The sequence below is a fragment of the Sphingomonas sp. DC5200-1 genome, from assembly GCF_049897245.1.
Classification (GTDB): Bacteria; Pseudomonadota; Alphaproteobacteria; order Sphingomonadales; family Sphingomonadaceae; genus Sphingomonas; species Sphingomonas aquatilis.
Map to the genome: position 1 here is coordinate 48,405 of NZ_JAFCVW010000010.1, position 17,295 is coordinate 65,699.

Below are 17,295 nucleotides of genomic sequence, written 5' to 3' on the forward strand. Positions count from 1 at the left end.
GCTGACCCACACTTACAGGACGGGGGACCCGGCGCATGGCGCCTGCCCGCGACCGTCGCACCGGTTTTTCGCGGCGACGGCAATATTCGACGTTCATCGGCTACGTGCTCGCGGTGGCGGGCGCGGTGGTGGGGGCCGTGTTGCTCGTCGTGTCAACGGTCCACCCGCCGGCATTCGGCACGGCGCGTATGGCCGTGGCGAGCGTCACCGCGCCGATCGCCGGCGTGCTCGATGCGGGGGTGGATGCCGTCGCCTCCGTGCCGCGCGCCATCGGCACGTGGATCGGCGTGCATGGCGAGAATGCGCAGCTTCGCGCCGAAGTCGCGCGCAGCCGCGCATTGCTCACCCGCGCGCGGATCATCGCCTATGACAACCGCCGCCTGCGCGCGCTGCTGCGCGTCCGCGACCGCACGCCAGAAGTCGTCATCGCGGCGCGCCTCGTCGGCTCGACCGCCAGCAGCGGGCGACGCTTCGCGCTGCTCAACGCCGGGCGCTTGCAGGGCGTGCAGCCGGGCATGCCGGTACGCGGGCCGGACGGCCTCGTCGGCCGCGTCCTCGAATCCGGGCCGATCGCCGCGCGTGTTCTGCTGATCACCGATCCCGAAAGCCTTGTCCCCGTCCGCCGCACCCGCGACGGCGTTGCCGCGATCGCGGCGGGCCGCGGCGACGGGCGCGTCGATATCCGCTCGGTCGACGCGACCAACGTGCGTTTCAATCGCGGCGACATGTTCGTGACCTCGGGCACGGGCGGCCTGTACGCGCCCGGCGTTCCGGTGGCGCAGGTCGATCGCAACGGCATGGACAGCGTCGCCGCGACGCCGTTCATGGCCCCCGATGCGCTGGATTTCGCGGTGGTCGAGCGCCCCTACGTCCCGATGCCGCCGCCCCCGCCGGCCCGCCCGGCGGTGCCGTGATCCGGTGACGACCCGCAATTCGATCGACTATCGGCCCTTCCAGGCGCCGCTGCCCCCCGGGCGGGCCCGCGCGCTCCCCTGGGTCAGCGTATTGGCGGCATCGACGCTGACCGCCATCGTGCCGGTGGTCGCCAGCCTGCCGCTGATGCCGCCACTGGGGCTGATCCTGCTGCTCAGCTGGCGCCTGCTCGCGCGCTTCGCACTGCGCCCCTGGGCCGCGGCGCCGCTCGGCCTGTTCGACGATCTGGTGAGCGGCCAGCCATTGGGGTCGGCGATGCTGCTCTGGTCGCTCTGCTTCATCGCGATCGAGCTGATCGAACAGCGCCTCGTCACCCGCGATTTCTGGCAGGACTGGCTGATCGCCAGCGGCGCGATCGTTTTTTGCACCGCAATCGGGCGCTGGATCGCGGTTCCCATCGGCGCGCACGTCGATACTGTGCTATTGGCACAGACCATGATCTCCGTGATGCTGTTCCCCCTGTCGGCCCGTCTGGTCGCCTGGATCGATCGCAAGCGAGGGCCGACCGCGTGAAGCGTTCCTCCCGGATCGTCACCGAAGCGATGCAGGCATACAGCTTCTCGCGCCGGGCGTGGCTGCTCGGCACCGCGCAGGGCGCCGTCGGCGTCATGCTAGCCGGCCGCATGGGCTATCTCGCGATCGCCCAGAACGAGAAGTACAACCTTCTTGCCGAAAGCAACCGCGTCAATCTGACGATGATCCCGCCGCGGCGCGGCTGGATCGTCGATCGTCATGGCGCCGCCATCGCCGACAATCGCACCGATTTCCGTGTCGACATCATCCCCGATCGGCTGGAGGGCGGCGATGCGGGTCGCGACCGCGTGCTCGCGCGGCTCGCCACGCTGCTCGACCTGCCGCCCGACGAGGTCGAGCGGATTCGCATCGATCTGAAGGGGGCGGCGGGCTTCCAGCCGGTGCAGGTGGCGGAAAACATCAGCTGGGATCGCTTCGCCGCGATCAGCCTGCGCCAGCCCGAACTGCCCGGCGTCGCGCCAACGCGCGGCTTCGCGCGCAACTATCCGGCGGGCGCCGCGGTCGCGCATCTGACCGGCTATGTCGGCGCGGCCAACGCCGAACAATATAAGAAGACGCACGACCCCCTGCTCGTCACACCGGGTTTCAAGCTCGGCAAGGATGGCCTTGAAAAGCAGCTGGAAAGTGAACTCCGCGGCACGCCGGGCGCCAAGCGCGTCGAAGTCACCGCACGCGGCAAGGTCGTCGCCGAACTGCCCACCCGTGCCGACGTCCCCGGCAAGACGCAGAAGCTGACGATCGACGCCGGGCTGCAGGAATATGCCGCGCGCCGGCTCGGCACCAATTCGGGCTCGGCGGTGGTGATCGACTGTCGCACCGGTGAGATGCTGGCGATGGTGTCGATGCCCGCCTACGATCCCAACAGCTTCTCGGACGGCATCAGCCATCTCGAATGGAAGATGCTGTCGGATAACGATCACGTCCCCTTGATGAACAAGGTGACGCAGGGGCTGTACCCGCCGGGATCGACAGTAAAGCCGATGAACGGTCTCGTGCTGCTCGCCGCGGGTGTCGGCGCGCATGACCGCGTCGTCTGCTCGGGCGCGATGCGCGTCGGCACCGGCGTCTTCCACTGCCACAAGCGCGGGGGCCACGGCCCGCTCGACCTGAAGGGCGCGATCGAACAGAGCTGCGACATCTATTTCTACGAAATGATCCGCCGTGTCGGCTACGACAAGATCGCCCCGATCGCGCGGATGATGGGGCTCGGCCAGAAGTTCGATCTGCCGCTGGCGACGCAGCGTTACGGCACGGTGCCAGATTCCGAATGGAAGCTGCGGAAATACAAGACGAAATGGACCGTCGCTGACGGCCTGAACGCGTCGATCGGCCAGGGCTATGTGCTCGCCAACCCCTTGCAGCTTGCCGTCATGGCGGCGCGGCTCGCGTCGGGTCGCGCGTTGCAGCCGAGCCTGCTCTCGCATCACGTCCACCTCGACGCACCGGCGCTGCCGCTCGCTTCAGAGCATCTCGCGATCGTGCGCGACGCGATGTACGGCGTGGTGAACCAGGGCGGCACCGGCGGTGCGGCGCGGCTGCTGATTCCGGGCGTCGCCATCGCGGCGAAGACGGGCACCGCCCAGGTCCGCCGCATCACCATGGCGGAACGGCGCGCAGGCGTGCTCAAGAACGGGCAATTGCCCTTCAAGCTGCGCGACCATGCTTTGTTCGTCTGCTTCGCCCCCGCCGACAGTCCCCGCTATGCCGCCGCGGTCGTGCTCGAACACAACGGCCACACCGTCCGCAATCTCGACACGCCGATGATCGGCCGCGACATCATGACGTGGCTGTTCGATCGCGACCGCGCGATGAAGAGCCTCGCTGACGTCGAACCCACTTGGGGCGGCGACATCAAGACGCGCATGGCCGCCGAAGCCGCCGCCTATCGCGCCGCCCAGGCGCCGCAGCCCGCCGCCAACGCCACCAAGACCGATTCCACCGTCCCCAGCGATTCGGACGCGGTGGAGGCGGCGACCGATCTCGCCAATGCGACGCAGGCGGCGATGGGCCCCGCCGTCGCCAACGGCGATGTGCCGAGCGACACCGACTCCCCCGACGACGCTGCGAGCAACACGCAGTGAGCCGTGGCCATCTGATCCCCGATCCGATCGCGCGGCTGCCCTGGCGGGTCATTTTGCTGATTATTGCGATCGGCACCTTCGGCCAAATCGTACTCTATTCCGCCGCCGGCGGCTCCCTACAACCCTGGGCGCTGTCGCAGGGCGTCCGCTTCTTCATCCTGCTCGGCATGGCCCTGGCGGTCTCCTACGTGCCCGAACGCGTCTGGCGATCGGCGGCGTTACCGGCCTATGTCGTCATCGTCATCGCGCTGGTGCTGGTCGAACTGGTCGGCGCGGTGCGCGGCGGCAGCCAGCGCTGGCTCGACGTCGGCATTAAGCTGCAACCCTCCGAATTCATGAAGCCCGCCATCGTGCTAGCCTGCGCGCGCTTCTACGACATGCTCCCGCCCGGCGAGACGCGGCGCTTCGGCGCGATCTGGCCTGCCTGCCTGTTGATCGGCATCCCCGCCGCGCTCATCGCCAAGCAGCCCGATCTCGGCACCGCGCTAATGGTCACCGGCGGCGGCATCGCGGTGATGTTCCTGGCGGGCGTCCCGATGCGCCTGTTCGTCGGCGGCGCGCTCGGGATCGCGGTCGCAGGCCCCCTCGCCTTCCAATATGCGCTGCACGACTATCAGCGAAATCGCATTCTCATCTTCCTCGACCCTGAAAGCGACCCGCTCGGCACCGGCTATCACATCAGCCAGTCCAAGATCGCGATCGGTTCGGGCGGGCTGTGGGGCAAGGGCTTCCTCAACGGCACACAGAGCCACCTCGACTATCTTCCCGAAGGCCATACCGACTTCGTCTTCGCGACGATGGCTGAGGAATGGGGCCTCGTCGGGGGCTGCCTGCTGATCCTCGCCTTCTTGCTGGTGATCCGCTGGGGCGTGAACGTCGGCCAGCAGGCGAACACGCGTTTCGCCCGCCTCACCGCCGCAGGCCTCGCCACGACGATCTTCTTCTACGTCGCGATCAACCTCTCGATGGTGATGGGCCTGGCACCGGTCGTCGGCATTCCCTTGCCCCTGGTCAGCTTCGGCAGTTCCGCCCAGCTTACCGTGCTGTTTTGCCTAGGTATTTTGATGTCCATCGACCGCGAAAATCGCCGCCGCGTTCGCTGGTAAGCGAAAAAATCCGCCGCAACGCAAAAAAGGGTTTGCACGATCCGAAACGCCTGCTAATTGGCCGCCTCCCGACGGGGCCGGCGCCTCTCCAAAGCGCCACCAAACAGGCCAGGTCATGGACGCATAGCTCAGTTGGTAGAGCAGCTGACTCTTAATCAGCGGGTCCTTGGTTCGAGCCCAAGTGCGTCCACCACCTCCTTTCCTTCACAATGAATGACTTAAGCCCGCCTCGGCGGCGAGCCGGAGCCTGGGCGGTCTCTCGCTGTGACCATTTTTGTGCCCTTGACCGGGGTTGATGCCCGAGGGTCGGGCCAGAGCCTTTGTGCCCTCGAAAATCCGCTGGTCTGCGTAGGGCTGCAAATGCTTCGTCGACATGTGCGCGTGGCGGCGCACCATCGCTTCCGATTTCCAGCCGCCCAGCTCCTGAAGCACCCAGGTGGGCACGTCATTCTGCCGTAGCCAGCTCGCCCAAGTATGGCGCAGGTCGTGCCAGCGGAAATCGGCGATGCCGGCCCGCTTCAAGGCCGCCCGCCAACGCCGCGTATCCACCTGCCCGATCGGACGCCCGGCATAGGTGAATACGCGCTCGCACTGCTTACCCATCTGCCGCTCAAGAACCGAGACCGCGAGATTGTTGAGCGGCACGCCCAGCGCCTCGTCATTCTTGGTCTCCCCGTGCTCGATCGTGACGATGCGGCGGGTGAGATCGACCTGATCCCAGGTCAGCCTCTTGATATTACCTTGCCGCAGCCCGGTGGCGAGCGCGAACAGCATCAGGTCCTGCTGATGAGCCGGGAGTTCCCCGAGAAGGCGATCGACCTGCGCATGAGTCAGCCAGCGCACCCGGACCTTGCCGTTCCTCGTGTAGGTCTTGAACGTTGATCGACAAGGGCTATGCGCCGTTATCTACGTGATGCCGGAGCCGTCCCGTCATTCCCGGACGGTGAAACCGCAAACTCACGATCCGATATGATAAAGACAGATACCGCGGCCGCCACTTGACCGAGAACGCCTTCTGCCGTCTCAAGGACTTCCGCCGTGTCGCTACCCGTTACGATAAGCTCGCCATCAACTTCCTCTCAGGCGTCGCCATCGCAACCGCGCTCGCATTCTGGCTCTGATTGAGTCTCAGCCCTAGGAATCGATTTAGACAGAGTTCGATAGAATAACGGCAAAATTCTGTCAGGCGTGGGCACGATTCAGCTGCATACCCCTAGCATCCTCCATAAACCGACAATTCTATCAAGATGTCGGCCTAAGGTCTTGCGAGCCCAAGCAAGCTTGATTTCCCGATGCTTCACTGCCCGGCTGTCGCACAAGCAGGCTCAGGACGATGATACAGCCAGCCGCCGGTATCAAAGTGGCGACGACCGGCAGCAGGTTGCCCCCCACGACGACATTGTCAGGCAACCCATGCGACACGGCAGCGATGATCACTGCAAGCAGCAGGTTGCCGACCGCTGCGGCTGCTTTCAAAACGGTCAGAAAGAGGCCGACGGGGGTCGCGTCCTGTCGAGTTCCCGTCGCCCATGACGCTTGCACGATGGCAGTCAGCAACGACCAGATGGCAAGGTTCATCCCGCCCAGCGCGACGCCCAGGCTCGCCATCAGGACCATGGCGACCGGCACCGACGTCGTCACGGTCAGGCCGATCAAGGATATCAAGGCGATGCCATGCGCGGCCACGGCGATCCCACGCGCCGAATAGCGGCGCGATGCCGCGATCCAGCCTACCAACGCGCCGGATTGCGCGATCGTCATCGTTAACAGCGCCGAGCCGGCCCAGGCGGGGTCGCCGTGAACGGCGGCGCCGTAGAAGGGCAGCGCGCGCTGGAACAGCGGCACCAGCCCCGCCTGTGCGGCGATCACCAGCAGGAGCCGACGGAATTGCGGGTCGCGCCAATAGACCCCTAGCGGCCGTAGCCTTCGCTCCTGACTTGCCGCCGCCGGGCCTCCCGACAGGTTGCGCGTCGCCCATACGGCCAGAAAGAGGGTCGCGACGTAAAGCGCACCGGCGAGCATCGCCGAACTTGCGAAGGAAGCATGCTGGGCGGACGCACCCGTCCGTGACAGGCTCGATCCCGCGGCGAGGGACAGCAGCGCGACACCCGCCGCACTGAACAACAGACGCAGCCCCGATACCCGACCGGCATCAGCCGATGACCGCGCCACACGGATCAACAGCGTATTATGGCCGACATCGCAAAGCGAATAACCGATCCGGCACGCCATGATGGCGGCTGCCACCGCCGCAGGCGCCTCTGCCAAAAAGATCATCCAGAAACTGATGCCGCACAGTGGCGCGCCGATCAGGACCAGCCTTACGAGGCCCGTCGCTCCCCCATGTGCGTCGGCCCACCGCGCGACCGCCAGGTCGAATGCCGCATCCCAGAGCAGCGCGACCGCCAACACCATTCCCGCCGAAAGGGGGGCGAAGCCGGCGATCGTGACCAGGTAGAACAGCATGACGCTTTCGAAACTGGTCCAGATCACGCTCTTGCCGAGATTGCCGGCGCTATACCCCAGTTGCACCGCCAGCGGATGTGATCGCGACGGGCACGGATCGGAGGGAATGGTCGTCATGACCGCGCCCCTATCCGCGCCGACTTTCATTTATTTGACATCGCGCAAATATATCGGTGCGCCATGGCCCGCCCGCATCGCCCCCTCATCGTACTGAACGAGCCGCAACGCCGCGTCCTGATGCAGTTGCGCATCGAGGGTGCCGCGCCGCGGACACGCCTGGCCCATCAGCTCGGCATGAACGGCGCGACGATGACGCGGCTGACGCAATCGCTGCTCGCGCTGGGGCTGATCGAGGAGCGCGAGACGGTGGATGCGCACACCCGCGGCCGGCCGATGGTGCCCCTGACCGTGTCGGGCCAAGGCGGCTGGGCGATCGGCGCGGCGCCACACCCCGGCTGGCTGGAACTGGTCATCGTCGATTTCCGCGGTCGCGCGCTGGCCCATGACGCGACGCCCTTCGACAGTCCCGATCCGCGCGTCTTCGCCCAGGTCGTCGAACGACGGCTGGCCGCGCTCGCCGCCACGCATGGCTTCATGCGCGGCAAGTTTCTGGGCATGGGCGTCGCGGTGCCCGGCTATGCGATGCCCGGTGATCGCAACCGGCGCATCGTGGTCGACCGCGTGGCGGGCTGGAACGACGTGCCGCTTGCCGAGGTGATCGGCGATGCGCTGGGCATGCCGGTCTGGATCGAGAATGACGCGAGCGCCGCCGCCTTGGCCGAATATTATCAGGACGGCATCATCGGCCGCTACCGATCGGTGCTGACGTTGTTCCTGGGCCACGGCATTGGCGGCGGCCTGATCGCCGAGCGCGATCTGTTCCTGGGCGAACATGGCAATGCCGGCGAGGTCGGCCGCCTGTTCCCGGGCCTTCACGAGCGCCCCTCCGGCATTGATCTGCTGCGCGTACTGCGCGAGGCGGGCATCGACATCGATTCGCTCGCCCAGATCGAAACGCTGCTCGACACGCAGGGCCCACTGATCGCGGCCTGGGCCGACCGGGTGACGGAGCAGCTGGATCAGGCAGTGATCAGCGGCACCGTGTGGCTCGATCCGGGCGCGGTGGTCGTCTCTGGCGCCCTGCCCTTGCCGCTGCTGCGGCGGATCGCAGACGGCCTGTCCGCGCGATGGCAGACGCGCGACGACAATTATCGGTCGAGCTTGCCCGCCATCCACGCCTCGCCGATCGGCAGTCGTGCGGTCGTGATCGGCGCGGCGATGATCCCGATTCATGCCGTCACGGCGCAATCGGCGATTTAATTACATGTAAGCAAATAAAACTGTCATCGACCGCCGCCATGGGCCCCGCATCCAGACCTTTGGGGGCCATGATGAAGACCAGATTGCTGATGGGCGTCGCGCTGTGCGGCATGCCGTTCCTGCCGCACAGCGCCGGCGCGCAGACCACCGCTGCGACCGCCGCGGCGCAGGCCGCGACTGCGACCGCGCAGGACGATCAACCGTCCGACATCATCGTCACCGGCTCCGCGCGCCAGCAGCGCCGCTTCGACGTCTCCTACGCCGTCAATTCGCTGTCGCAGGCCGATATCCAGAAGCTGGCGCCCAAGAGCACGACCGACCTGATCGGCACGCTGCCCGGCATCCATGTCGAGGCGACCGGCGGCGAAGTGCAGAACATCACCCGCGTCCGCGGCATCCCGACCGATCGCGGCTTCCTCTATTATCAGCAGGACGGCCTGCCGCTGTTCCAGGAACTCGACGGCTGGTTCTTCAACCAGGGCGACGGGATGAACCGGCTCGACCTGATGACCGACCGGATCGAGGTCGTGCGCGGCGGCCCGGCGCCGATCTACGCCAGCACCGCGGCGGCGATCGCCAACGTGATCGAGGTGACCGGCACCGATACCACGCGCGGCAAGGTGCAGGCGACGGTCGGCGACACGGGCTATTACCGGCTCGACGCCTATCAGGCAGGTCCGCTGGGCGGTGACACCTATTATGCGGTCGGCGGCTTCCTGCGCTATCACGACGGTTATCGCGACTCCGGTTTCCCCAGCGACAAGGGCGGCCAGATCCGCGCCAACATCAAACATGATCTGGCGAACGGGTTCATCAAGCTGTCGGCGCAATATACCGACGATCATAACCTGTTCTATCTGTCGATCCCGACCAACGACCCGCGCAATCCGTCGGTCAGCCTGAACAAATACCTCGATTATTTCGACGGCACGCTGAACACGCCGTCGCTCCGCAACGTGAACATTCGCTATCGCGACGCGACCGGCACGATCCAGGACCAGCGCGGCGATCTCGCCAACGGCCGCCACATCCGCTTCGGCAACTTTGCGGCGGATTACGAAGGTGACTACGGCCCCTGGCACGTCTCCGCCAAGGGCGGGATGACGCTGGGCACCATGCATTTCGACGCCTTCTATTCGACGTCGAACCCCGTCGATGCGACCAGCTTTGCCAATAGCTATCTTGCTCCGGCGACTACCGCCTTCGGGCCGAATGTCGCACGGATGGGCTACAGCTTTTCGGGCACCAACGGCCTTGGCGCCTATGACCCGTCGGCGGATTCGGGGCTGGTGATGCAGGCGCAATATCGCGCGATCCAGACCGATTTCTATTCGACGCAGGGCGACCTGTCGGTCACGCGCAAGCTCGACACCGGCATCGGCACGCATGACGTGCGCATCGGGACCTATGGCTCGCTTTGGGGCCAGAAGATGTTCACCGCCTATCAGAACTATCTGGTGCAGGTGACATCGCAGCCGAAGACGCTCGATCTCGCCGCCTATTCCGCGAACGGCGCGGTGCAGGGCTATGTCACCGACAACGGCTCGCTTAACGATGCAGTATCGCTGAACGCGGGCAACGTCGATGGCCAGCTGATCGCACTCTACGGCACCGACACCTGGGACATTACCGACCGGCTGCGTCTCGACGCCGGCATCCGCCATGAATGGTACAGCTACAGCGGCTATGGTCGACTGACCGCATCGTACAATCTCGGCGATCCCACGACGTTCGCCGACAACAATACGCGCGGCTTCACCGGCGGCATCGGCACGCTGCGTCTGAAGCAGCAGGCAAGCAACTGGACGGTCGGCGCCAATTACGACCTCACCCACCATATCGGCATGTACCTTCGCGCCTCGCAGCTCGAGGTGCCGCAGAACACGACGATCGCCTTCACCTATCCCACGCCCGCGGTAATCCCGACCAAGGCCAAGCTCTACGAAGCGGGCGTCAAGCTCGCCAACGGTGGTTCGTACCTCTACGTCACCGGTTTCTACACCAAGTTCGATCCGCTTAACGCCAGCTTTGCGGGCTTCAACTCGGCAACCGGCCGCGCCGACGTGACGACGACCTTCGTCGGCACCGCCGAAACGAAGGGCATGGAGGCCGATGGCCGCCTGCGCCTGCCCGGCCCCTTCTCGCTCGCCGGGTCGGTGACCGTCCAGAACCCACGCTACCTCAACTTCAGCAGCAATACGGGCCTCGATGGCAGCCGCGCCAACGGCAAGCAGATCATCCGCGAGCCCAAGCTGTTCCTGAACGTGCGCCCGACCGCCGACTTCACCGTCGGCGCGACCAACGTCAGCCTCTACGGTCGGTACGATTACGTCGGCCGCCGCTACACCGACTTCTTCAACTCCACCGCACTGCCCGCCTACGGTGCGTTCGGGCTCGGCGGGATCGTGTCGAACGGCGCGTGGCAGGTGCAGCTCGTCGGCGACAACATCACCAATGCGCACGGCTTCACCGAAGGCAATACCGCAGGCGACCGCTTCGGCCAGGGTGTGCCGACCGCGATCTTCGGCCGGCCGCTGTTCGGCCGCAACGTGCGCCTGATCGTCAGCCGCGCCTGGTGAGCCGCTGACCGCTCGCCCCTCACAGCAGGCGGCCCGCCAACGGCCGCCTGCCCCATCTGCCGCCCCCACGAAAGTTCCCATGCATCGTCCGCTTCTCGCCCTCGCCGCCGCGTGTCTCGCCTGTTCCGCCGTCCAGGCGGCCCCCGGCGACGCGCTGCACCGTCTCGCCGATCCCAACGGCGGCCTGATCGTGGTCGCCCATCGCGGCTGTCACGAAGCCGCGCCGCTGCACGGGCTCGGGACCACGCCGGAGAATTCGCTGGGCGCGCTGCGCCAATGCGTCGCATTGGGCGCTGACGTGATGGAAACCGACGTCCGGCGCAGCCGTGACGGCCATCTCGTCATCATGCACGACGACCGCGTCGACCGGACGACGAACGGCACCGGCAAGGTCGCCGACCTCAGCCTCGCGCAGCTGAAGGCTTTGCGCCTGCGGCAGGACGAAGGCGGCGCGTCAGCCCCTCTCTCCGATCAGCAGATCCCCACGCTCGACGAACTGCTCGCGCTGGCGAAGGGCCGCATCGTCCTCAACCTCGACGTGAAGGACATGATCTACGGTGAGGTCGTCGATGCCGTGCATCGCGCCGGCGCGCAGGACCGGGTGATCGTCAAGACCTTCGCGGGCGTCGCCTCCGTCCCGCTCGCCACCATCCCGCCCTACGACCGCGTGCCGTTCATGGTGATCCCGATCACCGCCGATCCCGCAGCCGCCGACGTGCCGCAGATCATCGCCACGCAGATGCAAGGGCGGATCAAGCCGATCGCCTTCGAATTGCCGGTCCTGCCGTTGACGACGCTGCCCGCGGTCATGACCCGCGCGCAGGCGCTGGGCGTGCCGATCTGGATCAACACGCTGTTCACGGGCTTCGTCACCGGCATGGGCGGCGATCCGGAGGCCCGCAGCGATCCCGCAGCGGTCTGGGGGCGTTTGACCGATATGGGCGTGCGCCTCATCCAGACTGACGCCGTAGAAACGCTCCTGCGTTATCGTGAGCAACGTCGAAATGCGCCACGGCGGGCAGGAGAATACACACGATGACCCAATAGTCGACACTCGCAGGCCCATTCCGCCTTCCCAACTTCGACCGCTCGTTCATGTCGAGAAACGCGGGTCGGAATGGCTTGGTTTGGGACGAAGCCGTCATTCCGAAACAACTCGTCGAACGGCGGCTTTTGCCACAGGCGGACTTTCGCACACCCGGCCCGTGAGGCCCCCTTTCCGATGGACATCACCCTCACCCGTTTATCAGCAGGGCATTTGGTTTGACGGTGCAAATACTCATGCTCCGCGTAAAACTCCTGAGGTATCGTATGGGCGCTCAGCGCCATTCAGCGGCTGCTTAGCTATCCGGTCTGATGACAGGAGAGTGGCATGGACGCAGTGGCACCGCGACTCCCGTTTCAAGGTGGACCTTTGGCTTTCGGGTATCGTCGCCATGATGGCGCGAGCGCGCTCAGTATCAAGACCCCCTTCAGACGGAAACCGCCGCGATATTCTGGGCGCGGAGCTCGTGGGCCATGTCCGCTGCCATCTTGTCGGCGCCTGCCTTCTGAGTACCATAAGGCGGCCCGTTATCATAGCTCACCGCCCCATAATGACCGGTGTCGACGATCAGCCCGCGAGCATTGGCGATCAGCAACGGCGCGGCATGCCAGCTTGCCACGAAATGCGAACGCAGCCCGACGGTGATGAGGTCGGCCGCATCGATCAATTTTTGCCAGGAGCCTTCAGGTTCGGGCAGGCTCATCATCGCGGCATTGTTGACCAAGATGTCGAGCTTGCCTTCGTCGCGCGATCCGGGCGAAAAGATCCGCGCCTGCTTGTCAACGCCGTGCTCGACGGCGACCCTCGAGCGATAGGCCAGCATCCACTGTAGAGACAAGGAGCGAGTGTCTGCGACACCAAGGTGCCGGTCTGGCTCATTCCCCCTCGCGGGATGATGTATCGTAGTTCATGCTTGATCGGATACAAATTGCACGGGCACCCGAATTTCAAAACATTTGGATCCGCCCCCATGCTGAATGAAAATCCCATCGGCGGACGCAACCAGACGTCTGGCCAGTGACAAACCCATTCCGCTGCCCTTCGTGACATCGATCGCAGGAAAGGGAAGGCCGTCGTCATCCACCAGGATCGCGGCGTGCCGTTCGCTATACCGACGCACTGATATGCGAATATGCCCGGCCTTTCCTTCCTCGAATGCATGCTTGATCGCGTTGGTCGCGAGTTCATTCACGACCAGCGCCAGGGTAGCGACCTGGTCCGGCGAGAGTCCCTGAACGTCATGCTCCGCGTGCATCGAGATCACGATCGCACGCGGTTCGGCCTGGCTCAGCAACGCCTCGCATACCTGTCTAAGCGCGCGTTGCAGGCTGAGAGGTTGCCGCCGGTTCATGTCGCCACGGGCGTGCGCCAGTATGGCAACTCGAGCCATGACATCCGCCAAGGCATCCCGCGTCTCAGGGTTTGTCGCGCGCCGGCTTTGCAGAGATAGCAGCCCAATGACAAGCTGGAGGTCGTTGCTCGATCGATGACAGGTTTCGCGCAGCAGCAGTGCGTCGTTCGAACAGGATGGACGGGCACTTGAATTTCCCGAAGCCTCTAGAGTCTGGCGCTGTGTCATCGGGTTCTCCCATAACATCGGCAGCAGTTCTATTTGGTGGCTAGCGGCGAGGGCATCCGGTGTGATCCTAGGTAGGTTTCCGTGTCCTTCCGCTGGCGCTGGTGGGGCTGATATGCGCGGCAAGCGCGATTTGAACCAGTTCAGTCAGGTTACTGGCGCCCAGCTTGTTCATTACCTGTGCGCGATGAAGCTCGATCGTTCGGGGGCTGATGCCAAGTGCCTGTGCGATGATCTTGTTGGTGCCGCCATCGACAAGGCCGACTAACACCTCGCGCTCGCGTGGCGTCAGGCGGGCGATCTGGGCACTGGCCTCTTCGTCGCGCGCCGCCGGACGCACGACCGCGTGGCACTCGGCGAGCACTGCACGCAGCTTGTCGCGCAACACCGCCTCGTCGTCGCAGATGATATGGTCGACGGCGCCAGCTTTCATCGCGGCGACTGCGGCGTCGGTCCCGGCCCAGGGATCATCCAGCGTTACGGCCGGCAACGCGATGGACCGTGCCTTGAGTTCGCGCGGGATCGACAGCATATCGTCCCGCCCCTTGCGCAGGTCGACCATAACGCAGCCGGGTGCCAGGACCGGAGCGATGTCGAGAAAGGCGGCGGCATTCTCGAAGATGCGCGCGTGACAGTCGAGAGCCCGGGCCAGCCCGGCGAGGTAGCGCGCCTCGGCCGATCTGGCGCTGACTATATAGACCTGCCTGACGTCCTTCTGTGTCAGATCCTGGGCGATGCCGCCTATGCGCGTGATCCGGCCCTGATCGTCACGGATCGGAAAACTCGTGTCGCGCAACCAGCGGATACCGCCGTCGCCGGGGCGGATGATGCGGTATTCATATTGCGCGACCTCGCCTGCCGTCACGATCTCCAGCGCCCGCACGACGCCCGGCCGGTCATCGGGATGGACATGCTCCATCCACGCGTTGAGGTCGACGGGTACAGCGTCGGGCGGCTCGCCCCAGATCCTTTCGAACGCCGAACTGCGATACACGATCGCGCCAGCCATGGGGTCGGCGATCCAGAGCAGGTTGCTGCTGTTTTCCGCGAAGCTGCGGAACTGCGCTTCGCTCGCCCGGATCGCCGCCTCGTTCCGGCGCTGGTCGGAAACGTCGACGGCCGCCCCGATGAAGGCGACCGCGCGCCCCTGCTCGAATGTCGTGCGGCCCGAGGTCGCGACGTGACGGGTGATGCCGTCATCGCGCCCGATCACCCGAAACTCGATCGCGTAGCGGCCATCACCCGCCGGATCGACGCAGGCGGCGATCGCCTCGCGAACCCTCGGCAGGTCATCCGGATGGATGCCTTCCTCATACACCGCCATGTCAACCGACGCATCCGGCGGCAGTCCCCACAGGCTGCGCAACCGTTCGTCCCAGTCGAGCGCGCCCGTGACGGGATCCCACGCATAGACGCCCAAACCGACCAGTTCCGAAGCGGCACGCAAGCGGGCCTCGCTGCGAGCCAAGGCCTCCTCGAACACGCGCCGCTCGGTCGTGTCGCGCGATACGCCGACCACAAGTTCGACCCTGCCATTTTCGGCGCTGATGGGGCCCCAGAGATAAGCGAAATAAGCGGCGTGGCCGGTCGGGCTGCAATAGAAGACCTCGTCCTCGACCGTGACGCCATCCGCGAAGATCCGATCGATGTGCGTGTTCAGGTGCGCGGCCAGATCGGGCGGATAGTCCAGCTCGGCGAAGGTGCGTCCGAGCATTGCGTCGGAACGCAACCCGAACAACCCGAGCATGGCGGGATTGGCGTAGACAAAGCGCCGCTGCCGGTCGAACGCATAGACATAGTCGGGGATCGACGACAGAGTTGCCTCTAGGAACCTCGATTGGCTGGCGAGTTTGCTCCGGGCTGACTCGATCCTTTCACCCGCACGCTTGAGATCGTCCACATCCTGCACCACCACAATCGCCTCGCAGCTGCCCGTCTCCTCGCGCCGGAAAGGAATTGCGCTGACCCGCATCCAGCGTTCGGGTGCTCCGCCGGGATCGTAGAGGAAGTCGATCCCCGGCGTCACGCGCTCGCCCCGAAGCGCCCGCGCACCGGGATAGTCGCGCGGAGGGATTCGCTGGCCATCCGGATCGTAGCCGCGCCAGCGACGCGTCTCTGCAAGTTCTTGCGAGGGTAAACGGTTCAGGCCGCCGTAAGCACGCAGGCACGCGTTCGAATGAATGAGCGCGCCGTCGCCATCATAGACGCCGACGCCGAGCGGCAGGTTTTCCAGGACCGACGCGAGCAGCCGACGCTCGTCCCGCAACGCGCGCCCGACCTGATCGCCAACCGATGCATCCTGGGAACCTTCATCGTTTGATCGGTCCTTCGACATGTACCCGCTCCCTGCGGACCGTACGCCAGCTCTTCCGCAACACATTGATAATGTGGAAAGTTCCTTAGGGATCGCCCGTATGGGCGCGTCTCCCTCAAGTCTTAAGTCGGATCAGACGCAACCTAGGAGACCGGCATGAAAGCCCTGGTTTGGCACGGCAAGGAGGACATCCGATACGATACGGTGTCCGATCCTGCCATCGAAGATCCCCGCGACGCCATCATCAAGGTCACGAGCTGCGCGATCTGTGGGTCGGATCTGCACCTCTTCCACAATCTCGTGCCCGCAATGCTGCCCGGCGACATCATGGGGCACGAGACGATGGGCGAGGTCGTCGAGGTTGGTAGCGGCGCCAAGGGATCGCTCAAGAAGGGCGATCGCGTCGTCATCCCCTTCACCATCCAGTGCGGCGACTGCGACCAGTGCCGGCGCGGCAACTTCTCGGTGTGCCAGCGGAGCAACCGCAAGGGCGAACTGGGCGACAAGGCCTTTGGGCACCGGACGGCGGGGCTGTTCGGCTACACCCACCTGACCGGCGGCTATCCGGGCGGACAGGCGGAATATCTGCGCGTCCCCTTCGCCGACACCACCCATATCAAGGTGCCGGACGGCATCGCCGATGAAAAGCTGCTGTTCCTCTCCGACATTCTTCCCACCGGATGGCAGGCTGCGGTGCAGGCCGACATACAGCCGGGCGACACCGTCGCGGTGTGGGGCTGCGGCCCGGTCGGGCAGATGACGATCCGCTCGGCGATCCTCCTGGGTGCCGAACAGGTGATCGCGATCGACCATCTGCCCGAGCGGCTGTCGATGGCCGCGGCAGCCGGGGCAATCACTATCAATTTCGACGAGGAGAGCGTCGTCGAGCGGCTGAACGAGCTGACCGGCGGACTCGGCCCGCACAAATGCATCGATGCCGTCGGCACCGAGAGTCATGTCAGCTTCGGACAGCCGGATACGGTGCTTGATCGCGCCAAGCAGATGCTGATGATGGAGAACGACCGTCCGCATGTGCTGCGCGAGATGATCTTCGTCTGCCGGCCGGCCGGCGTCATTTCGATCATCGGCGTCTATCTCGGCCTCGTTGACAAGATCCCGATGGGACAGGCGATGAACAAGGGCCTGACCTTCCGCATGGCGCAGGCGCATGTCCCGCGCTGGACGGGCGACCTTCTGCGCCGGATCGAGGACAGTCAGATAGACCCCTCGTTCGTCATCACACACAAGGTCGATCTCTCCCGAGGTCCCGAGATGTACGCCACGTTTCGCGACAAGGCGGACGGCTGCATCAAGGTCATGCTCCAGCCCTGAAGGAAGCAG

Annotated in this window: 13 protein-coding genes, 1 tRNA gene and 1 pseudogene; 10 read left to right on the forward strand and 5 right to left on the reverse strand. The window is 65.3% G+C overall.

All coding sequences use genetic code 11. From position 1 onward, the window contains the following. The first annotated feature begins 35 nt into the window (after nucleotides 1-35). The 5 genes from mreC (at nucleotide 36) to ACP7A3_RS17525 (ending at nucleotide 4,847) form a co-directional block, all read left to right on the forward strand. On the forward strand, nucleotides 36-914 hold the full coding sequence (mreC, locus tag ACP7A3_RS17505) for a rod shape-determining protein MreC (protein ID WP_294286364.1): 879 nt from the start codon (nucleotides 36-38) through the stop codon (nucleotides 912-914). A 4-nt stretch (nucleotides 915-918) separates the two neighbouring features. After that, a complete protein-coding gene (gene mreD / locus ACP7A3_RS17510; protein ID WP_017979040.1) occupies nucleotides 919-1,446 on the forward strand; it encodes a rod shape-determining protein MreD in 528 nt (175 codons plus the stop codon). After that, a complete protein-coding gene (mrdA, locus tag ACP7A3_RS17515) occupies nucleotides 1,443-3,548 on the forward strand; it encodes a penicillin-binding protein 2 (protein WP_426290047.1) in 2,106 nt (701 codons plus the stop codon). Before mreD ends, mrdA begins: the two co-directional genes overlap by 4 nt. Next, nucleotides 3,545-4,654: a rod shape-determining protein RodA gene (gene rodA, locus ACP7A3_RS17520; protein ID WP_147034642.1), complete on the forward strand. Its 1,110-nt coding sequence runs from the start codon at nucleotides 3,545-3,547 to the stop codon at nucleotides 4,652-4,654. The genes mrdA and rodA overlap by 4 nt, the downstream gene beginning before the upstream one ends. Before the next feature lie 117 nt (nucleotides 4,655-4,771). Further along, a tRNA-Lys gene (locus tag ACP7A3_RS17525) sits at nucleotides 4,772-4,847 on the forward strand. 11 nt (nucleotides 4,848-4,858) lie between these two features. Here the strand turns inward: ACP7A3_RS17525 and ACP7A3_RS17530 are convergent. Continuing rightward, the gene (locus ACP7A3_RS17530) at nucleotides 4,859-5,497 is read right to left on the reverse strand and encodes a site-specific integrase (RefSeq protein WP_426254453.1); all 639 of its coding nucleotides are present in this window, start codon (nucleotides 5,495-5,497) and stop codon (nucleotides 4,859-4,861) included. 83 nt (nucleotides 5,498-5,580) lie between these two features. Here ACP7A3_RS17530 and ACP7A3_RS17535 point away from each other — a divergent pair. Beyond that, a pseudogene (locus ACP7A3_RS17535) lies at nucleotides 5,581-5,775 on the forward strand (IS5/IS1182 family transposase); the annotation flags it as partial. Between the two features lie 121 nt (nucleotides 5,776-5,896). Here the strand turns inward: ACP7A3_RS17535 and ACP7A3_RS17540 are convergent. Continuing rightward, on the reverse strand, nucleotides 5,897-7,237 hold the full coding sequence (locus ACP7A3_RS17540; protein ID WP_426254452.1) for an MFS transporter: 1,341 nt from the start codon (nucleotides 7,235-7,237) through the stop codon (nucleotides 5,897-5,899). Nucleotides 7,238-7,300: 63 nt separating this feature from the next. Here ACP7A3_RS17540 and ACP7A3_RS17545 point away from each other — a divergent pair, with 63 nt between their 5' ends. From ACP7A3_RS17545 to ACP7A3_RS17555, 3 genes are all read left to right on the forward strand, one after another. Further along, the gene (locus tag ACP7A3_RS17545; RefSeq protein ID WP_426254451.1) at nucleotides 7,301-8,440 is read left to right on the forward strand and encodes an ROK family protein; all 1,140 of its coding nucleotides are present in this window, start codon (nucleotides 7,301-7,303) and stop codon (nucleotides 8,438-8,440) included. A gap of 68 nt (nucleotides 8,441-8,508) precedes the next feature. Further along, nucleotides 8,509-11,019 (forward strand): TonB-dependent receptor, encoded by a 2,511-nt coding sequence (locus tag ACP7A3_RS17550; RefSeq protein ID WP_426254450.1) that lies wholly within the window; start codon nucleotides 8,509-8,511, stop codon nucleotides 11,017-11,019. 79 nt (nucleotides 11,020-11,098) lie between these two features. Beyond that, nucleotides 11,099-12,058 carry a glycerophosphodiester phosphodiesterase family protein gene (locus ACP7A3_RS17555; RefSeq protein ID WP_426254449.1) on the forward strand — a complete coding sequence of 320 codons (960 nt, stop codon included), beginning with the start codon at nucleotides 11,099-11,101 and terminating at the stop codon, nucleotides 12,056-12,058. Nucleotides 12,059-12,491: 433 nt separating this feature from the next. On the opposite strand, the gene ACP7A3_RS17560 is transcribed toward ACP7A3_RS17555, so the two are convergent. From ACP7A3_RS17560 to ACP7A3_RS17570, 3 genes are all read right to left on the reverse strand, one after another. Beyond that, nucleotides 12,492-12,887: an SDR family NAD(P)-dependent oxidoreductase gene (locus ACP7A3_RS17560; RefSeq protein WP_426254448.1), complete on the reverse strand. Its 396-nt coding sequence runs from the start codon at nucleotides 12,885-12,887 to the stop codon at nucleotides 12,492-12,494. An 84-nt stretch (nucleotides 12,888-12,971) separates the two neighbouring features. Beyond that, complete coding sequence (locus tag ACP7A3_RS17565; RefSeq protein ID WP_426254447.1) at nucleotides 12,972-13,643, reverse strand: sensor histidine kinase; 672 nt, start codon at nucleotides 13,641-13,643, stop codon at nucleotides 12,972-12,974. A gap of 67 nt (nucleotides 13,644-13,710) precedes the next feature. After that, nucleotides 13,711-15,975: a PAS domain S-box protein gene (locus ACP7A3_RS17570; protein ID WP_426254446.1), complete on the reverse strand. Its 2,265-nt coding sequence runs from the start codon at nucleotides 15,973-15,975 to the stop codon at nucleotides 13,711-13,713. A 135-nt stretch (nucleotides 15,976-16,110) separates the two neighbouring features. Here ACP7A3_RS17570 and ACP7A3_RS17575 point away from each other — a divergent pair, with 135 nt between their 5' ends. Further along, nucleotides 16,111-17,286: a zinc-dependent alcohol dehydrogenase gene (locus ACP7A3_RS17575; protein ID WP_426254445.1), complete on the forward strand. Its 1,176-nt coding sequence runs from the start codon at nucleotides 16,111-16,113 to the stop codon at nucleotides 17,284-17,286. Nucleotides 17,287-17,295: the final 9 nt, after the last annotated feature.